Source organism: Flavobacterium psychraquaticum, from assembly GCF_034497725.1.
GTDB classification, from domain to species: domain Bacteria; phylum Bacteroidota; class Bacteroidia; order Flavobacteriales; family Flavobacteriaceae; genus Flavobacterium; species Flavobacterium psychraquaticum.
Genome location: NZ_JAXKVR010000022.1, coordinates 70,611 through 86,161, shown reverse-complemented (window position 1 = coordinate 86,161; position 15,551 = coordinate 70,611). Strand labels below are relative to the sequence as shown.

General features: G+C 31.6%; 18 protein-coding genes and 3 tRNA genes. 11 read left to right on the top strand and 10 right to left on the bottom strand.

Going from position 1 to position 15,551, the window contains the following annotated elements:
* Positions 1–10: 10 nt before the first annotated feature.
* The 3 genes from T1L09_RS02615 to T1L09_RS02605 form a co-directional block, all read right to left on the bottom strand.
* Positions 11–1,759, bottom strand: coding sequence for a cbb3-type cytochrome c oxidase subunit I (locus T1L09_RS02615; RefSeq protein WP_322549392.1), 1,749 nt, complete (start codon positions 1,757–1,759; stop codon positions 11–13).
* 49 nt (positions 1,760–1,808) lie between these two features.
* Positions 1,809–2,243 carry an RrF2 family transcriptional regulator gene (locus tag T1L09_RS02610; RefSeq protein ID WP_322549391.1) on the bottom strand — a complete coding sequence of 145 codons (435 nt, stop codon included), beginning with the start codon at positions 2,241–2,243 and terminating at the stop codon, positions 1,809–1,811.
* 170 nt (positions 2,244–2,413) lie between these two features.
* Positions 2,414–3,463, bottom strand: coding sequence for an FKBP-type peptidyl-prolyl cis-trans isomerase (locus T1L09_RS02605; protein WP_322549390.1), 1,050 nt, complete (start codon positions 3,461–3,463; stop codon positions 2,414–2,416).
* 78 nt (positions 3,464–3,541) lie between these two features.
* Here T1L09_RS02605 and T1L09_RS02600 point away from each other — a divergent pair, with 78 nt between their 5' ends.
* The 3 genes from T1L09_RS02600 to T1L09_RS02590 are packed head-to-tail and all read left to right on the top strand — an operon-like array spanning position 3,542 to position 5,001.
* On the top strand, positions 3,542–3,931 hold the full coding sequence (locus T1L09_RS02600; RefSeq protein ID WP_322549389.1) for an RNA-binding S4 domain-containing protein: 390 nt from the start codon (positions 3,542–3,544) through the stop codon (positions 3,929–3,931).
* The gene (locus tag T1L09_RS02595) at positions 3,932–4,498 is read left to right on the top strand and encodes a class I SAM-dependent methyltransferase (protein ID WP_322549387.1); all 567 of its coding nucleotides are present in this window, start codon (positions 3,932–3,934) and stop codon (positions 4,496–4,498) included. It begins immediately after the preceding gene.
* An 8-nt stretch (positions 4,499–4,506) separates the two neighbouring features.
* Positions 4,507–5,001 (top strand): phosphoribosyltransferase family protein, encoded by a 495-nt coding sequence (locus tag T1L09_RS02590; protein ID WP_322549386.1) that lies wholly within the window; start codon positions 4,507–4,509, stop codon positions 4,999–5,001.
* On the opposite strand, the gene T1L09_RS02585 is transcribed toward T1L09_RS02590, so the two are convergent.
* Complete coding sequence (locus tag T1L09_RS02585) at positions 4,993–5,508, bottom strand: shikimate kinase (RefSeq protein WP_322549384.1); 516 nt, start codon at positions 5,506–5,508, stop codon at positions 4,993–4,995. The two genes, T1L09_RS02590 and T1L09_RS02585, sit on opposite strands and share 9 nt — an antisense overlap.
* A gap of 129 nt (positions 5,509–5,637) precedes the next feature.
* Between T1L09_RS02585 and T1L09_RS02580 the strand changes: the two genes are divergently transcribed.
* The 7 genes from T1L09_RS02580 to T1L09_RS02550 all read left to right on the top strand — a co-directional run bounded on the left by T1L09_RS02580 (position 5,638) and on the right by T1L09_RS02550 (position 10,314).
* Positions 5,638–5,710, top strand: a tRNA-Lys gene (locus T1L09_RS02580).
* A gap of 27 nt (positions 5,711–5,737) precedes the next feature.
* A tRNA-Lys gene (locus T1L09_RS02575) sits at positions 5,738–5,810 on the top strand.
* A 42-nt stretch (positions 5,811–5,852) separates the two neighbouring features.
* Positions 5,853–5,935, top strand: a tRNA-Leu gene (locus T1L09_RS02570).
* Between the two features lie 633 nt (positions 5,936–6,568).
* Positions 6,569–7,468, top strand: a complete 900-nt coding sequence (locus T1L09_RS02565) for a MerR family transcriptional regulator (protein ID WP_322549383.1) — start codon at positions 6,569–6,571, stop codon at positions 7,466–7,468.
* Between the two features lie 54 nt (positions 7,469–7,522).
* Entirely contained in the window at positions 7,523–8,983 is a 1,461-nt protein-coding gene (locus T1L09_RS02560) for a phytoene desaturase family protein (RefSeq protein ID WP_322549381.1), read from the top strand.
* Between the two features lie 2 nt (positions 8,984–8,985).
* A complete protein-coding gene (locus tag T1L09_RS02555) occupies positions 8,986–9,825 on the top strand; it encodes a phytoene/squalene synthase family protein (RefSeq protein ID WP_322549380.1) in 840 nt (279 codons plus the stop codon).
* Positions 9,826–9,873: 48 nt separating this feature from the next.
* Positions 9,874–10,314 carry a sterol desaturase family protein gene (locus T1L09_RS02550; protein WP_322549379.1) on the top strand — a complete coding sequence of 147 codons (441 nt, stop codon included), beginning with the start codon at positions 9,874–9,876 and terminating at the stop codon, positions 10,312–10,314.
* 114 nt (positions 10,315–10,428) lie between these two features.
* Here the strand turns inward: T1L09_RS02550 and T1L09_RS02545 are convergent, their stop codons facing one another.
* From T1L09_RS02545 to T1L09_RS02525, 5 genes are read right to left on the bottom strand one after another with little or no spacing between them, the layout of a single operon-like run.
* On the bottom strand, positions 10,429–10,932 hold the full coding sequence (locus T1L09_RS02545; protein ID WP_322549377.1) for a hypothetical protein: 504 nt from the start codon (positions 10,930–10,932) through the stop codon (positions 10,429–10,431).
* 44 nt (positions 10,933–10,976) lie between these two features.
* Positions 10,977–11,510 carry a DUF4252 domain-containing protein gene (locus T1L09_RS02540; protein ID WP_322549375.1) on the bottom strand — a complete coding sequence of 178 codons (534 nt, stop codon included), beginning with the start codon at positions 11,508–11,510 and terminating at the stop codon, positions 10,977–10,979.
* Positions 11,511–11,514: 4 nt separating this feature from the next.
* Positions 11,515–12,042 carry a DUF4252 domain-containing protein gene (locus T1L09_RS02535; RefSeq protein WP_322549374.1) on the bottom strand — a complete coding sequence of 176 codons (528 nt, stop codon included), beginning with the start codon at positions 12,040–12,042 and terminating at the stop codon, positions 11,515–11,517.
* 7 nt (positions 12,043–12,049) lie between these two features.
* A complete protein-coding gene (locus T1L09_RS02530; protein ID WP_322549373.1) occupies positions 12,050–12,493 on the bottom strand; it encodes a hypothetical protein in 444 nt (147 codons plus the stop codon).
* Positions 12,474–12,989 (bottom strand): RNA polymerase sigma factor, encoded by a 516-nt coding sequence (locus T1L09_RS02525; RefSeq protein WP_322549371.1) that lies wholly within the window; start codon positions 12,987–12,989, stop codon positions 12,474–12,476. Before T1L09_RS02525 ends, T1L09_RS02530 begins: the two co-directional genes overlap by 20 nt.
* 84 nt (positions 12,990–13,073) lie before the next feature.
* On the opposite strand from T1L09_RS02525, the gene T1L09_RS02520 reads away from it, so the two are divergent.
* Positions 13,074–14,489, top strand: a complete 1,416-nt coding sequence (locus T1L09_RS02520) for a S41 family peptidase (RefSeq protein WP_322549370.1) — start codon at positions 13,074–13,076, stop codon at positions 14,487–14,489.
* Between the two features lie 92 nt (positions 14,490–14,581).
* Here T1L09_RS02520 and T1L09_RS02515 read toward each other — a convergent pair whose 3' ends face one another.
* Positions 14,582–15,541, bottom strand: a complete 960-nt coding sequence (locus tag T1L09_RS02515; RefSeq protein WP_322549368.1) for a T9SS type A sorting domain-containing protein — start codon at positions 15,539–15,541, stop codon at positions 14,582–14,584.
* Between the last annotated feature and the right edge of the window lie 10 nt (positions 15,542–15,551).

The following is a 15,551-nucleotide window of genomic DNA, read 5'->3' as shown; positions in this document are numbered from 1 at the left end:
TTGATGTATATTATTTAGTTAAATCTAGCGTATCAAGTTCTTTTTTTGCTCTTAAAATGTCGGCTGGGGCAGTTGGTATTACTATTTGCTGTTTTCTTTTTATCATTACATAAAAATTATAGGCGAATAAAATATGAGATAACCACATAAGCGTTCCTCCAATTGCACGCCATAACCAGTACGGAGCCATTAATTCCACACTATCAATAAACGGTTTTCCTTCCATCCACATTAACCCTTTAAGTGTTGAACCGTACATTAATGGGAACGTATAGAACAATAATCCGATAAATGCCAACCAAAAATGAGCACCTACTATTGCTTGAGAAGGTTCTTTACCGGTTAATCTTGGTACAAGTGTATAAATGAATCCCCAAAGCATAAAACAGATAATACCGTACATTGTTAAGTGCGAATGTGCTACTGTAAAATCGGTAAAATGCCAAACTAAGTTCGTAAAACGGAAAGCTTCTGCAGTTCCTTGCAATGAACCTGTAAAGTAAAATATGATTCCAACCAAATAGAAAGGAAGCGTATAACTGCTGGATAACTTGTGCCAAGAACCTTTGAACGTCATTAAGAAGTTGGTTGTTCCGGCAATTACTGGAATTACCATTCCCACACTTCCTACAATCGCAACGGTTTGAAGCCACCAAGGAATTGCACTAAAAATAAAGTGATGTGTTCCAATCAGTGTATAAAATAAAATTTGGGTCCAAAATGCCAAAATACCTAAACTATAAGAGTAAATGGGTTTGTTTAATTGTTGTGGTAAGAAATAATACATTAAACCTAATGTAAAAAGCATAAACCACATGCCTACCCCTTGGTGCATATAATAACCTTGCACGATGGTTTCCCCTAATCCATTTTGCCAAGTTGGCCAATAAGCAACAATTGCAATAACTAATAAAAACATCATTGCTGCAACAATGTACCAATTGGATACGTAAATTTCTTTGGTTGTTTTTCTAGCAATGGTCTTTATAAAATTGAATAATGATATAATAACTCCTATACCGAATAAAGCCATTACGGGCCAAATGTATTCTCTGTACTCGCCGCCACCGTTATTAATTCCTGCCATTAGACAAATACTTCCAATTATTACAGAAAGATTGATTAGAATAAGCGAGTAATACCCCTTTTTTATACTGGCAATAGGCACATTACTAACTCTTGGCACCACATAATAAGCCAATCCCATCATGGCTAAAGAAGCCCAACCCCAAAATACAGCATTGGTATGAACCGGTCTAAGTCTTCCGAAACTCAGCCAACTGTAATGATCCACATCTGGTGCTACAAATTTAATTCCAAGATATTCTCCCATTGTCGTTCCAAATAATAACCAGAAAGTAGCACAACCTAAATACCATAAAATAAGATTTGTCAATTCGGGTTCTACATAAGGGCGCGCTTGTCCTTTTTTCTTTTGTTCGATGAACCGGAAACTATCTGCTTCGGCAACATTATTTATTAATCCTTTTGGATCTTCAGGAATTTCATTTCCAGCTAATTCATTGTTTACCAATGCATATTCTAATGCTATTTTTCTTTGCTCTAGTTTTGTTATTTCTTCTGGATTGAGTTCTTTTAAGTAAGTATTAAATTTTTCTAATTCCTTTTTTTGAAAGTATGATTTGAATAATTTAAAAGCCTTTAAAACAACAATCATCGCTGCAACTAAAACAGGAATTAAAATTAGAATTAGTGTAATGATTATTCCGGACTCGCTAAATAAGTTTTTATTTTCCATTTATTTCTATATGTTGGATGTTTTTATCTTCTATTAATGTAAATTTTTTTTATCTCTTTAAAAAGGTTAACCCTTTCTCAAAATCTTCTGCTAATGATTTTATAGTCGTGTTTTCAAGCATCATTTTCAGTTCATTTCGAATTGATATAAATTGATTGTGAAGTGGGCACGGTTGCCTTTCATTGCAATTACTTAATCCTAGACCACATCCCATATAAATATCATTTCCGTCGATTGCTTCTACAATTGTGCTCAGTTTTATTGTATCAAAATTAGTCTTATCCATTGAGAAACCACCTGTTGGCCCTTTATCTGACCTTATCACTTTATGTCTTGCAAGCAATTGTAGAATTTTCGAAGTGTACGCTGCAGGGGATTCAATTGCATTGGCAACTTCAATTAGTCCCACCTTTCTATTTAAATGCGATTGTTCCGCAATATAAATAGCCGCTCTTATTCCGTATTCGCACGCTTTTGAAAACATATTAATTTTTCTATATCACAAAGATATAAATATTTTTAATAATGGATAAAACTATCCGCTATTATTTTTTAATGAATCTAATTAGTGTCTACGAAGACCAACCTATGTATTGAAATAAAAAAAATCCCAAATTCAATGAAATTGGGATTTATAAATAAGGCAATCAAACTTTAATAAGTTGTGTAAGGTGGTTTTGCGTTCTTATCCAAATGTCGTCTCACGCGTGTAGGAATAGTACCATTACCGGAAGCATCTGGAATTCCTTTTGGCTCCGATTCATCAATAGATGGAGTTAAAGGATTGTCTAAAACTAAATTAAAAGGATAAAGCGCGCTTGTGCCTTGACCTGCTTGTAACGGTAAAGGCTTTTTGATTTCAAACTTGGTTAAAAAACCATCACCATCGTCATCAATATCCAAAAAATCTGGAATACCATCTCCATCAGTGTCATCATCAAAATAGTTATTATTCCCATTTAAATCTTCGTGCTTACTTGGAATACCATCTCTATCGTGATCTCTTTCTTTTATATCATATAGCTTAATTTGAAAAGCAGTTGGTGAATATGCAGGAATATTAGTTCTGGGAGATCCAAAATATCCCAAACCAGAAGGAATAAAAGCAATTACATTGCCAAAATTAACTCTAGTTACAGAACCATCATTATTAGAAACATTTGAAACTTCACTCTTAATCAATTGTAAAACTTGTCTAAAGCCAGAAATTGAAGGATTAGGGTCTGGATAAGAAAACCAAGAGCCTGATTGATTTTCATCAAAAGTAACATTAGTTAAATTCCAACCTTTATACCCTACCAAAGTAGAATCTACTTTGGTGGCACTAGTGCCTCCTCCTTCGTTCAAAAGAATGTAGTATATTTTGTAGTCAATATCATCATCTGAACCACCACTTAATGTGATATTTTTTCTAGTATCATTTTTAACTGTTATTGAAGGAAACGTTAAGCCACTATCCTGCGAATACTGGTTCCAAATCGACATTTGAACACCACCATCTGGAATTTTAGTAACCGTAGCGTCATTATTCACATCTAATTCAATATAATTTGATTTCAGATAATTTTCGATATCTAAAATATTTTCAGCATATACTTCCTGCCTATCTCTTGAAACTAAAGCGGCAGGACCATCATCTGAAGGACAACCAACAAAAGTTAAAGTTAAACACAACAATAAAACTATTTTTAGTACACTTTTCATTATTATAAAATTTATAGGGCGCAAGATACAATTTTCATTTATTTTTGTAGAGATATTAACACGAATTTTTGATTACAGATGAGAATTGATAAATATTTATGGTGCATCCGCTACTACAAGACTAGGAGTATCGCCACAGAAGCAGCAAAGAAAGGACATTTTACCGTAAACGGGCAGGTTGCCAAACCATCTCGTGAGGTTTTTCCCTCTGATAAAATAACACTTAGAAAAGATCAAATAAATTATAAATTGGTTGTACTAGACATTCCATTGAATAGACTAGGAGCAAAATTGGTTGATTTATATCGAAAAGACGAAACTCCGAAAGAGGCTTTTGAACATTTAGAATTACTAAAACTTTCGAAGGAACATTATAGAGCAAATGGAACTGGAAGACCAACTAAAAAAGATCGTCGAGAAATTGACGATTATCTTTGGGATAGTGACGAAACGGAAGAAAAAGAATAGATGAATTACTGGGAAGAGCGATATCAAAAAGGCGAAACTGGATGGGATGCAGGTGAAATTACTACACCTTTGAAAGCCTATATAGACCAAGTAAAGAACAAAGAACTTAAAATTTTGATTCCTGGCGCTGGAAATGGTCACGAATTTGATTATTTAGTAAACAATGGTTTTAAAAATGTGCACGTGATTGACATAGCTCTTTCTCCTTTAGTGCATATTGCCAAAAAAAATCCGAAATTTAAATCAAATTTAATCCACGATGATTTCTTTAATTTAGATGAAAAATTTGATTTGATTATCGAACAAACCTTTTTCTGCGCTTTACAGCCAACGCTGAGAATGCAATATGCAGAGAAAATGCAAAAAATTTTGACTCCTACAGGGAAAATAATTGGTTTATTGTTTAACTTTCCTTTAACTTCGAAGGGTCCGCCTTATGGTGGTTCAAAAGAAGAATATTTATCATTATTTTCGTCAAAATTTATCATACGAACTTTAGAACTCGCTCATAATTCAATAAAACCCAGAGAAAATAAGGAACTCTTTTTTATCTTTGAATCCAAATAACAAATCTTATGGACAATATAATTTTAACACACAAAGAAATTTCACATAAAACCAAACGAATTGCATACCAAATTTACGAAACATTCATTAATGAAGAAGAAGTAATTTTGGCTGGAATTGCTAGCAATGGTTTTATTTTTGCACAAAAAATAGCAGCCGAATTAAACGAAATTTCAGATTTAAAAATTACACTTTGTGAAGTTAAAATCAACAAGCAAAACCCACAAGATTTAGTTGCAACTTCTATTTCTAAAGAAGCGTACCAAAACAAAGGTTTGGTTCTAATTGACGATGTTTTAAACTCGGGAACCACCCTTATATACGGAGTAAAACACTTCTTAGAAGTTCCTTTAAGTAAATTTAAAACGGCCGTCCTTGTTGATAGAAATCATAAAAAATATCCTGTTAAGGCTGATTTTAAAGGAATTTCTTTATCTACTTCACTACACGAACATATTCAAGTTGTTTTTGAAGCCAACAACTCTTATGCTTATTTAAGCTAGTAAACTATTAATTTCATTTGCAATTTTTTCGATCGATTTATTATCAACAGTAATTATTTTATTAGCTTGATGATAATAAAAATTTCTATCGAAAAGATGTTTATTAATAAAATCCCTTAGTGCATTCTCTTCTTGATTATGTAATAATGGGCGAGAATTTTTTTCATTTATCAATCGCTTCACTAACGTATCTGTTGTTGCTTTTAGATAAATAGACAAAATTCCAGTCGCTTTTAGCAATTCGTGATTATTGTAATAACACGGAGTTCCACCTCCGAGACTCAAAACAAAATTTTCTTCGAGCGCTAGTATTTTTTTTAAAACCTCATTTTCCGTCTTTCTAAAATAAATTTCACCCTTGGTTTGAAAAAGTTTTGCAATAGAAATTTGCTCTATTTTTTCAATTTCACTGTCCAAATCATAAAAAGGGATTTGTAGTTTTTCTGATAAAAAACTACCAACTGCGCTCTTTCCGCTTCCCATATAACCTAATAGCACTATTTTCATAAATAAATAATCTCCTATAAATTAAAGAGTTAACAAATTAATTGTAAAAAAAGACAAATTTAAACTAAAATAGGCTTGTAAAATAAATAAATCTTTATATATTTGCACCCGCATTCAAGGAAATAAAATGACTTGGTAGCTCAGTTGGTAGAGCACATCACTTTTAATGATGGGGTCCTGGGTTCGAGCCCCAGCCAGGTCACTACTTTTTGAAATATTTGAATGCACAGACTTGGTAGCTCAGTTGGTAGAGCACATCACTTTTAATGATGGGGTCCTGGGTTCGAGCCCCAGCCAGGTCACGATAAAAAAGTTAAGCATTTGCTTAGCTTTTTTTTATTTAAGGCCATGTGGAGAAACGGTAGACTCGCCATCTTGAGGGGGTGGTGCTCGTAAGGGCGTGAGGGTTCAAATCCCTCCATGGTCACTTTTATCGCCTGTATCATTGAGTTAGCAGCTATTTTATTTAGTCATTAGTCAACACAATAAATACTTTTTTACTCTTAATGCTTATTATTTCAAACAACAAAGACTTCTTGTGCAGATTAGATCAACATTCTAACGCGTTCTTCAGCTTTAATAATTACTTCCACCTTGGAATTCTATGTTGTTATAAAACTCAACCTATATTTTGTATCAAGAGTTTCATTTGAAAAATTAACATGTCTTCAAACTAGATGGATTTGTGAAATATATCGTTCTAATAGAAAATAATCTAATTTATGCGGCTTGTTATGATGATAAGTATAAAATGAAAAAAGTTAAATTTAATTAGGCTGATATATGTTGGTTTCAAACAAAAGCACGGTGTTAATGATTATAAAATCATTAACTAAATATTTAGCAAACATTAAAATTATTTGCTTCAAATTTAGATGGACAATTGAATAAAAAACTCCATTAAGTAAGAAAATTAGGATATTTTTTATTATTTTACCAAACACATGGTGAAATTCACTTATTTGTTCACCCTTTTAAACTATTTATTAAACATTTTTACAATAAAAGTATTTTTGTCTGTTTTTTTTGATTACTTTTGTTTAACCAAAATAAAGAAAAGATGAACAATGTGAGAAATGTTTTTAGTATCAAGGACTTAGAAAACCTATCGGGTATAAAAGCACATACTATTCGTATTTGGGAAAAAAGATACAATGTTTTAGAACCAATGCGTTCTGATACAAATATTAGATCTTATGATATCCGAAATTTACAAAAATTGCTTAACATTGTTCTACTACACAATTATGGATATAAAATATCTAAAATTGCGACTTTAGATCAAAAAGATATGAATAAGCTAGCAACTGATATCATATCTGAAAAAAGTGCGAAAAATCACGCAATAAGCACTTTTAAAATGGCAATGATGAATTTTGATCAATCCTTGTTTTTTAATACTTATAATCAACTGTTAAATGAGAAATCGTTTAAAGAAGTATTTTATACGGTATTTATTCCTTTGATGCAAGAACTTGGGTTTTTATGGCAAACCGAAACAATTACTCCTGCCCACGAACATTTTATTACGTATTTAATAAAACAAAAGTTACTTATAAATACTGAGAAAGTTCAAATATTAGAACCCACCAAAACTGATCGCGTTTTCGTTTTATTTTTACCATTAAACGAAATTCATGAACTTGGTATTATGTACTTAAATTATGAAATTTTACTAAATGGATACCAAACTATATATTTAGGCGAAAGTATTCCGATAACTAGTTTAACCGACTTAAAAAACTCTTTTGAAAAAATAACATTCTTAAGCTATTTAACGGTTGAGCCTAATCAGGAAGAAGTAAACAATTTCGTTCAGGAATTTCAAACTACTATTTTAGATAACACAAAACATGAATTGCTGCTTTTAGGAAGAATGACTGAATTCATTGAACAAAATAACAAATTTGAAAACATAAACATATTCAATAGTATAGAAGAATTAACAGCAAGCTTGTAAAAGAGTTTGTTTTGTTTATCTTTTTCATTACTTTTGTTAAACAAAAATATACCCGTGAATAAAAAAATAGCCATTATAGGTTCAGGATTTTCTGCATTATCAGCAGCTTGTTATTTAGCAAAAGCTGGTAATGAAGTAGTTATATACGAAAAAAATGCAACTATCGGAGGAAGAGCTCGCCAATTAAAGAAGGAAGGCTTTACATTTGATATTGGCCCAACTTGGTATTGGATGCCCGATGTTTTTGAACGTTTTTTTAGTGATTTTGATAAAAAACCCTCAGATTATTATGAGTTAATTAAGCTTTCACCAGCCTATCAAGTATATTTTGGTCATTTAGACTATGTTACTATTGCCGATAATTTACCTGAAATTGTCGCTACTTTTGAATCCATTGAAAAAGGAAGCGGAAAACAATTAGAGCAATTTATGGCAGAGGCGAAAAGCAATTATGATATTGCTATTAAAGATTTGGTATACCGACCTGGTGAGTCTCCTTTGGAGTTAATTACCATTGAAACAGCGATGAAAGTGAATCAGTTTTTTAGTAATATCAAAAAAGATGTTCGAAAAAGATTTAAAAATACTAAATTAGTTCAAATATTAGAATTTCCAGTATTGTTTTTGGGTGCGAAACCAAGCGACACACCATCTTTTTATAATTTTATGAACTTTGCAGATTTTGGCCTAGGAACTTGGCATCCAAAAAACGGAATGTATTCTGTAGTTTTAGCTATGGAAACTTTAGCAAGAGAACTAGGCGTAAAAATTGAAACTAATGCAAATGTTGAGAAAATAGATGTAACTAATGGAAGAGCTTCAGGTATTTTAGTTAATAACAAAATAGTAACAGTTGATATCGTTTTAAGCGGTGCCGATTATCATCACTCCGAAACATTACTAGATAAAAATTACCGTCAATATTCAGAAAATTATTGGGAAAAGAAAACATTTGCACCTTCTTCTCTCTTATTTTATGTTGGATTTGACAAAAAAATAGAAAATGTAGAACATCATTCGTTATTTTTTGATGTCGATTTTGACGTGCATGCAGAAGCAATTTACGACAATCCTAAATGGCCAGAAGATCCTCTGTTTTATGCAAGTTTTCCATCAAAAACAGATGCTAATGCAGCGCCTGAAGGTAAAGAGGCAGGTATCTTTTTAATTCCGTTAGCACCCGGATTAGAAGACACGGAAGAATTACGAGAACGTTATTTCGAGAAAATAATGACACGATTTGAACAGCTTACTAATCAGGATGTGAAAAAAAATATTATCTTTAAAAACTCTTTCTGTGTAAATGATTTTGTTAAAGATTATAATTCATACAAAGGGAATGCTTATGGTATGGCGAATACCCTATTTCAAACGGCTTTTCTAAGACCTAAATTGAAAAGTAAAAAAGTAGCGAATTTATATTTTACTGGTCAATTAACTGTTCCAGGACCAGGTGTCCCTCCAGCATTGATTTCAGGAAAATTAGTTTCCGATTTAATAGAAAAGTATCAATAATTATGAAATCCATTTTTGACAACGTATCATTTGATTGCAGCGTAAAAGTAACAAAAGCCTACAGCACTTCATTTTCTTCAGCTGTAAAAATGTTAGCGCCAAGCATTCGTCAGGACATCTATAATATTTATGGATTCGTGCGTTTTGCAGACGAAATAGTAGATAGCTTTCACGATTATGATAAAGAAGCTTTGTTTTCACAATTTGAAAATGATTTGAATTTAGCAATTGTTCAAAAAATAAGTTTAAACCCTATTTTGAACTCGTTTCAATATACGGTAAACAAGTACAACATTCCTATGGAAATGGTGAATTCATTTATGAAAAGTATGCGATTAGATCTTTCTAAATCGGTTTATAGCACCGTTGAAGAATACAACGAATATATTTACGGTTCGGCCGATGTTGTAGGTTTAATGTGTTTGAAAGTTTTTGTAAATGGCGACGATACTAAATTTGAAGAGTTAAAACATAGCGCAATGCGTTTAGGTTCAGCCTTTCAAAAAGTAAATTTCTTACGTGATTTAAAAGCCGATTTTGAAGATTTAAGCAGAACGTATTTCCCAAATACCGATTTAAGTCGTTTGGATGAAGCAAGCAAACAACAAATTATAGCTGAAATTCAGGCAGACTTCGATGCAGGATTTGAAGGTATTCAAAATTTACCTTTAGAGGCGAAATTTGGAGTTTATACCGCTTATATTTACTACAAAAAATTACTTAGTAAATTGAAAAAAACGCCTTCGTTAGAAATTAAAAATACACGAATTCGAGTTCCAAATTATGAAAAAGCAGGTTTATTGGCGAAATGCTATTTAAACTACCGCTTGAATATCTTATAAAATTTGTAAAACAGAAGTTGAAATTTAATTATAGAAATTTATATTATTATGTGGTTACATATCCTAGTTTTTATCACAACTTTTTTCCTTATGGAATTTATGGCTTGGTTTAGTCATAAGTATATTATGCATGGATTTTTATGGGTTTTACACGCAGATCATCACAAAAAAGATCACGATTCGTGGTTTGAACGCAATGATGCTTTTTTCATCATTTATGCTCTGGTAAGTATTGGATGTTTCTTGCTTTGGCAATATGACATCTTTGTTTATGGCTTAGCCATTGGCTTGGGCATTCTAGGCTATGGTATTGCTTATTTCTTTGTGCATGATATTTTTATTCATCAACGTTTTAAGCTATTTAGAAACGCAAACAGTCGTTATTCGAGAGCTGTTAGAAGAGCTCATAAAATGCATCACAAACACACGGGAAAAGATCATGGCGAATGTTTTGGTATGTTATTATTTCCTTATAAGTATTTTAAATAGTAATTTTATAGCTGCTAAATTAAATACATTTGTTTTATTTTTTTTTCCGCAAAAAAAAATGCCCCAAATAATTTGATACTTTTTGGGGCATTTAAATTTTACTTATTTTTTCTCTCAGTTTTTTTCTAGAAGCACATCAATTGGATTATTACTTCGTGGTCCAAACGACCTTACCTGCCTTTCATTTTCACTGGAACATAAAATATACATATTGTAAGATTGTAATTGCACAGTTTGTTCTTTATATAATCCATTTGCATCCTGAATTTTAATATAAAAATCAGCCGCAGGAAAAGTATTCGTGACCGAAAGTAAGTAGGTATCATCGGAATAAGGAAAGAACCATTTTTGTGTTTCATTGTCTTTACTAATTAAATGATTTTTTACAAAAATTAAGGGTTGATTTCCGTTTTTCCAGCTGTATTTATTACTCTCATTAATTACTTCTTCGCCATTTTCATAAACCAAAGAAATCTTTAAATTTTTAATATTCTCTTTTTTTCCATCCTCGTGCACTTTTACAACCAAATAAGATGTAAAATCAAAGCCACAATGCGGCACTTGACTAAAAGAAAAAAGGGAATAAAGCGTAAAAAAAAATCCTAATTTAAATTTCATAATTTATTATATTTTCAGATCAATACTATAACTTTCAAACAGTATTATTTCATTAATGCTTGTAAAGGTTTTAATTGTTCTAAATTTACATCTGATTTTTGTAAAAGTCTTATCATATTAAATATATGTGTTGGGTTCATATCAGTTCCCAAAACTCTTATTATTGCAAAACCATTTTCTTTTTTTCCTGCTAAAATTACAAATTCTTTAATATGCTCGTCATCTGCACCGACAAAATAAACGGCAGCACCATCGTTGCCAGAACCCGCTTTCATTAATTGTTGATAACTTTCATCTTTCAGAATTTTTTTAACTTCTAAAATCTCTTTGTCGTAAGCAACAGTTTTTGTAGCGTCTGATTTGAAAGCAAGAATATTCATTTTATCAAACGAATTTAAAGCTTCTTTTTCATTTTCAGACAATCTAATTTTATCTGATTTTATAAAGCTTGGGGGCAAATCCACTGCAATGAAATCAGAAGATTCTGTATTCTTCACAAAATACTTCTGAAGCGAAGGTTTGTCTTCACAACTCATTAAAAAAAGTACTCCTAAAAAAAAGATGGCTAACTTTTTCATTGGTTTATTTTTTTGAAGCTTTTTTCAAATCATCACCTCCCGGTAAATTCATTTTTTCGGTCAGTACGGCTATTTCATCCAAATTAAAGTTTCCAGTTAATGATAAAACGATAGTATTTGCGTCTTTCACATTTGAACCTTCAATAAACATTAAAAGCTCTCTTACAATACTATCATTGCCTCCAGATTTTACGTATATTTTTACGTTTTTACCATCTCCATTAACACGCATTAATTCCTCCAACGGATTAGATTTTAAGTAACTCGTTACAGTTGCTTTCATATCCACTCCTAATTTTGCATTACTAGTAGTGAATACTTTTAAATTTTCTAATTTTTTAAGTAAGCTCATATATTGTTGCATTTCTTTGTCTTTTGCATCAACTTTAACTTTACTCATCATTTCAAACATCTTCTTGTTTACAATTACAGAAGCAATTCCTTCTTTATCTTCAAATTTATCAAATACACTTTGTGCAAAAGAATTCCCCGCAGCGACTAAAAAAGCGAATATTACTATTAAATTTTTCATTTTGTTTTTATTTAAAAATTGTTTTTGTTGTATTTTCATATTCTTCAAGATATACTGTACTTTCCATGCCAATATTCACTTGTTCGGAAACCATTAATAAAGCCTTGTGAGTTGCTTTCATTGCTTCCTCAGGATTATCATAAGTTCCTAAATCCGTATTTTTAATTTGCGATGGATATAGAAAAAATGTTGCTAACCCAAACAGAACTAGAAAACTAGCTGCAATTCCCATCCATTTAGCGCTATTCATTTTTCTAGGTTGTATCTTCAGATTTTGTTCAAATTTCGTTGCTTTTTCAGTTTGAAAGTAAGCAAATAACGATTGATATTTTACCAAATGTGGAGCAACACCATTCGAAGAGAAATACGTTTTTAATTGTTTTTCTTCCGCTATAGTAGTCGCTCCTTCAAAATATTTTTCTACTAATTGTTCAATTAATGTAAGTTCCATAATTATGTGTTTTTTCAATTTGTATTCTCAGCGTTTTACGTGCTCGTGATAAAGCAACTCTAACTGCCGTTTCATTCATTTCTAATACTTGTGCAATATCCGAAAATTCATATTCTTCTATTTCCCGAAGTTGTAAAATGAGTCGTTGTTGTTCGGGCAAATCATTGATCAGTTTTTCTGCCCATTGTAATGTGTTTTGATGTTCAATTTGCTTGTCAATACTAGTATCATTATTTTGATAATTTGTATGAACCAATTGTACATTAGTCGCTCTTTTACTTTTTAACTGATCCAAACAATAATTTTTAGTCATTGTCATTGCTAAAGCTTCTACGCTGTTATAACGTTCTAAGTCACCATTTTTATTCCACAAACGCACCATTACTTCCTGAGTAGCGTCTTCCGCTTCTTCCCTACTCACAAGCATTCGTTTTGCTAAACGAAATAACTTATCTTTAAAAGGAGTAACGACTTGTATAAACTCGTTTTGGTTCATTGTAATAGATTGATATATTAAGAAGACGAATGTAAATTGATTTTGTTACAATTAAAAATATAATTATATTTAAAGAAAATTTTTATGAAGAAATTAGGCTTTACTTTACTGTTGTTGCTTTTAGTACAGAGTTTTATAAAATGTTCCGACGATTTTGATGATAAAGTACCTAGTGGATCAGTTAATAACTTTATTTGGAAAGGTCTAAATCAATATTACTACTGGCTAAGTGATTCTCCTGATTTAGCTGACAATCGATTCGCAAATACTAGTGAATATAACAATTTTATTAATTCTTATAATTCGCCTGAAGCACTATTTTCCCATTTATTAGTTGATCCTTCTATCGACCGTTTTAGTGTTCTCTTTTCTGATTATACGCAATTAGAGCAAGCACTGATCGGAACGCAAATGAATAATGGTGTTGATTATGAATTGCGCTATAAACAAGGAAGTTCTACGGAATTATTTGGTTGGGTTCGTTATATCTTACCTAATTCAGATGCTTCGACCAAGGCTATTAATCGTGGTGCTATTTTTTATGCCGTAAATGGAACTCCGCTTACAACCTCAAATTACAAAAGTTTGCTTAATGAAATTAATTATACCTTAAACTTTGCATCTTATGATGCAGGTGCAATCACGCCAAATGGTAATTCTGTTTCTTTAACTAAAACAAACTTCTCGGAAAATCCGGTTTATATGAAAAAGGTATTTGTTGACGGTTCAAAAAAGATTGGTTATTTGATGTACAACGGATTTTATACCAATTATGAGAACGAATTAAATAATGCTTTTGGCTATTTTCAAGGAGAAGGAATTACTCATTTAATTTTAGATCTTCGTTATAATTCTGGAGGTTCTGTAAATACGGCTACACGATTAGCTAGTATGATCACTGGTCAGTTTAGCAATCAAATTTTTGCTAAGCAGCAATGGAACTATAAAATTGAAAATTTAATTAATAATCCTGAACAATTACTAAACAGATTTACTTCTTCAATAGAAAATGGAAATAACATTAATCACTTAAACTTAAGTAAAGTATATATTTTAACTACAAAACGTTCGGCATCAGCTAGTGAATTAGTTATTAACGGTCTTGCTCCTTATATTGATGTAATTCAAATTGGTGACATTACTGCTGGTAAAAATGTCGGTTCAATTACAGTATATGATTCACCATCTTTTAGAAAGCAAAATGTAAATCCAACGCATAAATATGCAATGCAACCCATAGTGCTTAAAATCGCCAATAATGCTGATTTTAGTGATTACACTAATGGTTTAGAACCCGACCAAACGCAATTAGAAGATTTAGGTGATTTGGGTGCGATTGGCGAAAACTCTGATCCTCTTTTAAATGCAGCATTAAATTACATCAATATAAACGGTAGATTTCAGCAGAGATTACCAGCGCAATTGTTCAATCATTTTGAAGATTCTAAATCAATGCGCTTATTTGGTGATGAAATGTATTTAAATAATACTTCAAACTAATTTAAAATAAATAAGATTCTCAGTCTAATAAAAAATAAAAAAACTCAAAACGAATATGTTTTGAGTTTTTTTATTCTATGATCAAAAACTAGTTATTGTACTAGTATCTTCTTTACAATTTTACTTTCTTCGCACTTAAAATGTACAAAATAAGGTCCGGAAGGTAAATCGGAAACGTTTATTCCGTTACTTGAAACAGCTTCCATTTTCTTCACCAAACGAGCCGTAAGATCATAAATTTCGATTTGAACATTTTCCATACAATTGCTGTAGAAAATGTCTTTTATTGGATTTGGATAGATAATCAATTTTTCTGCTGTAAATGTTTCACTACTCAAAACCTTTTCATTAATAACTCCTACCGCTTGTAAATCAAATCCTCCAGAAGAAAAAGCCGTAGGATAAGAATCATTTATTGGATTATTAAAACTATCAAATGTTGCATAAAGTGGATTAATACTTCCTACAACATCAATGACTTTTACATGCGTAATATTTTGTTTGTCTAAAAGTGGACTGTTTGGAATTTCATTTAAATCAAAAGGAGTTCCATAATTTCCGGCATATTTTCCGGCAATGTTGTTTAAATATTCTGCTGCAGGCGATCCAAAAGAACCAATTTGAGTAGCCCTTTGGGTTTCGCTATGTGTTGGAAATCCGAAAAAAGTAACACCATCCGAACTAACTTCTACAATTCCTAATTCCAAAAAAGCAACACCTCCATTTTCAAAAACCGCAAAATCAAATCCTGGTCCATCGAAAATTGGATTTGCAAAAGTAACGGTTGCTTCTCCTCTATCACCTAAACTTACAATATAACCTTGAGGAGTTCCTAATACATTTTCTGGGATTCCAGCATCTGCAAAACCTAAAGAAGTATCTGCGATATTTTGATAGCCTCGCGTTACCCTTATTCCCGTAGCCCAAGCCACGAATTGTCCGTCATCTTTATGTATTGCTGTAGATCCTGGTAAACCCGCTGCCGGAGCATACGATTGTGCATTGATACTATTTGCAAGAAAAATAGAAAACAGTACTATTAATTGTTTCATAATCGTTTTA